General features: G+C 66.6%; 4 protein-coding genes and 1 pseudogene. 3 read left to right on the top strand and 2 right to left on the bottom strand.

The features are described from left to right. Positions 1-417: IS5 family transposase (locus BLQ91_RS39860; RefSeq protein ID WP_143023123.1), on the top strand; the 417-nt coding region annotated here is incomplete at its 5' end. Positions 418-578: 161 nt separating this feature from the next. Further along, a pseudogene (locus tag BLQ91_RS39855) lies at positions 579-874 on the top strand (transposase); the annotation flags it as partial. Between the two features lie 358 nt (positions 875-1,232). On the opposite strand, the gene BLQ91_RS39850 reads toward BLQ91_RS39855, so the two are convergent. Together BLQ91_RS39850 and BLQ91_RS43545 are read right to left on the bottom strand one after the other, a co-directional pair. After that, the gene (locus BLQ91_RS39850) at positions 1,233-2,450 is read right to left on the bottom strand and encodes an acyl-CoA dehydrogenase family protein (protein ID WP_090105773.1); all 1,218 of its coding nucleotides are present in this window, start codon (positions 2,448-2,450) and stop codon (positions 1,233-1,235) included. Between the two features lie 246 nt (positions 2,451-2,696). After that, a complete protein-coding gene (locus BLQ91_RS43545) occupies positions 2,697-2,828 on the bottom strand; it encodes a hypothetical protein (protein WP_281199957.1) in 132 nt (43 codons plus the stop codon). Positions 2,829-2,838: 10 nt separating this feature from the next. Between BLQ91_RS43545 and BLQ91_RS41960 the strand changes: the two genes are divergently transcribed. Further along, complete coding sequence (locus BLQ91_RS41960; protein WP_176960221.1) at positions 2,839-2,976, top strand: hypothetical protein; 138 nt, start codon at positions 2,839-2,841, stop codon at positions 2,974-2,976. The last annotated feature ends 690 nt before the right edge of the window (positions 2,977-3,666 follow it).

The following is a 3,666-nucleotide window of genomic DNA, read 5'->3' as shown; positions in this document are numbered from 1 at the left end:
CAGAAGCCGTTGTCGATCGTGCTGACCGCCGGGCACCGCCACGACAGCCCGCAGTTCGTTCCGGTGCTGCGGGGCATCCGGGTGCCCAGGCTGACCGGCGGGCGGGCCAGAACTCGCCCTGATCGTGTGCTGGCGGACAAGGCATACACCTCGAAAGACAATCGGGAGCACCTGCGTCGCCGCGGGATCCGCGCGACCATCCCGAGCAAGGCCGACCAGGACGCCCACCGCAAAGCCAAGGGGTCGAAGGGCGGCCGGCCACCAGCCTTCGACCCCGAGACCTACAAACAGCGCCACGCCGTGGAGTGCGGCATCAACCGGCTCAAACGCCACCGGGCCGTGGCCACCCGCTACGACAAACTCGCCGTCCGCTACGAAGCGGCCGTCCACATCGCCGCGATAAACGAATGGCTCTGACCGACTTCGATACAGGCCCTAGTGCCGATTTAGCTTCAAGTTGCTCGGCGCTGCGGACCGGCCCGTCTCGACCCTGTCGCGCTGCGCTCGCCACCGGCCGACTCGCGGGCGAAGTGTGCACCGCGAGGAGCCGCGTAGTGCCCTGGAGCCGTGTCGCATTCCTGCAGCACCTGCTCGGGCGAGCGAGGTGGGATGCCGACCTGGTGCGCGACGACCTGCGTGACTTCGTGATGGAGCATCTGGCAGACGATCAGGCCGTGCCGTGGCCGATGAGACCGACGACCTGAAGAAGGGCACCCGCACCATGGGCGTCCAGCGCCAATACGCCAGCACCGCAGGCAGGATCGAAAACGCCCAGGTCGCTGTCTACCTCACCTACACCTCCCGGCACGGCCACGCCGACATCGACCGCGTCCTGTACCTGCCCAAGTCCTTGCCCGCGACGAAGACCACTTGCCCGCGGGGCATCCGGCAGAACTCCTGCCACATAGACGCGGCAGGACAACACACAGCATCTGGTCGCCGTCGACGATGAACACGGCAGCCGGTGCGCCTTTTCGCACACCACTACCCGAAACCGAGCTTGGCGAGTGTGGACGCCCCTACGGAACGCCCTGCAGACACGAGCATTCAGCGGCAGCCGACGTGGTGCCGTCACGACGCGGCCACGCGACGCCGGCCCGCTGAGGTCGCGCTTGTAGATCGGGCGCTGCGCCACCGCATCCGGCTCGACGACGCAGGACGGACCAGTCCAGCTGCCGGTGCCCGTGCCGGGGCGACCTCGGCACCCGCCCGGCACGAGCAGGATGGGCGGGTCACGTGTACCAGGTGGGTTCGGGCAGCTCGTCCAGCAGTGCGTAGCGGCCGACCTCGGCGCGTTTGTGGGCGATGGGGTCGTGCAGGCTGTGGGTGCGGATGTTGCGCCAGTAGATGTCCAGGCCGACGGTGTTGGCGGTGGCGCGGGCGCCGGTGACGTCGAAGACGCGGGTGGCGATCTCCAGGCCGGTGTCGATGGCGCGTTGCTTGGCTGCGGCGATGACGACTGCGGCTTCGCCGCGTTGGCGTTCAGTGACGGTGTCGGGGTGGGTGTTGATCGCCTCGATCAGCGCGGCGGCGCGGTCGGCCAGGGCTTCTGCGGCCCACAGCTTGGACTGGAGGTCGCCGTAGGTGTCCAGGACGTGGAACTCCTGCACCGCGGTCTCCTTGACATCGACGGCGTAGGGCCAGGGGCGAGTGCGGTCGCGGGTGTAGGCGGCGGCCGTGGTGAGGGCACCCCTGGCGATACCGAGGTAGAGGTTGGTGAACACCAACTGGATCAACGGCACAATGAGGCTGTTGTAGACCCGCGGCCGGAACTGCTTGTCGACATAACCCAAGGCATCCGACCAGGGTGCGCGCACGCCACGGATTTCGACACTGCCGCTCTCGGTGAGCCGCTGGCCGAGGTTGTCCCAGTCATCGTTGAACACGATGGCGTCCTGGTGGGACGCGACGATGGCGAAGACGTGCTTGTCGGTGCCTTCCAGCACGCCTGCCAGAACCGTGACGTCGGAGACCTTGCTGCCGGTGGAGAAGGACTTGCGGCCGGTGAAGACGAGCTCGTCGCCCTCGTCGACCACCACCAGGTCGTTGTCGCGCTGGTTGGCCGCGCCGCCGAAGAACCAGCGTTCACAGGTGGCCTGTTCCTCCACTGCGGCGACCTGTTCGGGGGTGGCGATCAGGCGAGCGGTCCAGAACCACAGGTAGTGGTAGCCCAAGAGCTGGCCGATGGAGCCGTCGCCCACGGCGACCTCTCGGACGACCCGGTAGGCGGTGGTCCAGTCCTGCCCGCCACCACCGTGCTCGACCGGACCGAGCAGGGTGACCAGACCCGAGTCCTTGAGCAACCCCACTTCGGAGTAGGGCGTGGCCCCGACTCGGTCGCGGGCGACGGCGTCGGCGGCGAGCACGACGGCCACCTCCCGGGCGCGGTCGAGCCACTCGTCGGCAGTGGTCACGGCGGTGGTCCAGGTGTGCTGCGCGTAGGCGGTCACAAGCGGGCTCCGATCACGTGTGCGGGGCTACGGCATGTCCTTCGTATCGAGGACGCAGACGACGCGATAGGACCCAAGCGGGTGAAAAGATGTCCCCGTTCCATGCGAAAGCGCACCGGAGCACGACTCCTTACTTCGGCGACACAGCACCCAAGCTACGGTATTTCGCCGCGCGCAATTCTCACGGATGCCGGAACACCGCGTGCCTGTCGGCAACTACTCGGCAGTATGTCGGCCGAAGGTCGGTCAGTCAGCGAAGGTGATTGTCACAGGGCCGCCGACGATGCCGACTCCGGTGGTCAAGCAGGCCACGGGATCGGGGCTCATGAAGACGACCGTCTGCGTGAACTGGGCGTCCGCGAACAGGCCGGCCGTCACGGTTCTCTGCGTGGCGACGATCGTCTGTCCCGCGGTCCGGGCGGCGATGAAATTGCCAGTGGTGGTGCTGTTCGCACCGCTGTTCCAGGTGATCTACTGGGTAACGGTGAACAAGCCGCTAAGCAGGCACTTGACCTGTCCGTGGTGACGACGTCCGCCATTCCGGTTGTCACCGGACCGCCGATACAGCTGTAGGTCACGTCCGCGTCGATGTAGGTCATCTGCGTGCGTACAGTGAGCGGCGGGCTGTAGGTCTGCGCGGATTGGCCCACAGGTCACGAAGGTGGCCGCGACCTGCGCGGGCACCGGAAAGGCCGCTGCGGCAACGAGCACGACGGACGAAACCCAGCTGCCTACCACCGAGAAAAACACGGTTACCGCCCGCACCTCCTGACAGGTCCCGAAACCAATACGCCTACAAGAGAGAGGCTCGGCGGTGGCACGCAAACAGCACAAGGAATGGTCGGCGGCCGGAGCGGCTCGGGCCGCTCGTGAGCGCGTATCGCAACCGTGGAACATCTGCGATCCGCGCCGATCGCCCGCATCTGGCACATGGGCAAGCTAATGAGCGCTTTCCAGCTCCTGGTAGACCGTCTCGACGGCCAGCATCAGAAGGAGGCGGCGATGCTGATGCTTGGAGGCATGAGCTACGACGGGTCTGCCGCACGAGTAGGTGACAGTGTGACCTGCCCCATCGGAAGGGTTCCAGTCGTTGTGGCTAACTGGCAGCGGTGGCGGTGTTGTGGTCAGAGCGTAGTTCGTCCTCGATTGGGGTGAGGTGGCCGAGGGCGGTGTGCCGTCGGCGGCGGTTGTGGAAGATCTCGATGTAGTCGAAGAT

It is taken from the genome of Lentzea jiangxiensis (genome assembly GCF_900104175.1).
Classification (GTDB): domain Bacteria; phylum Actinomycetota; class Actinomycetes; order Mycobacteriales; family Pseudonocardiaceae; genus Lentzea; species Lentzea jiangxiensis.
This window is presented reverse-complemented; position numbering and strand designations above follow the sequence as displayed.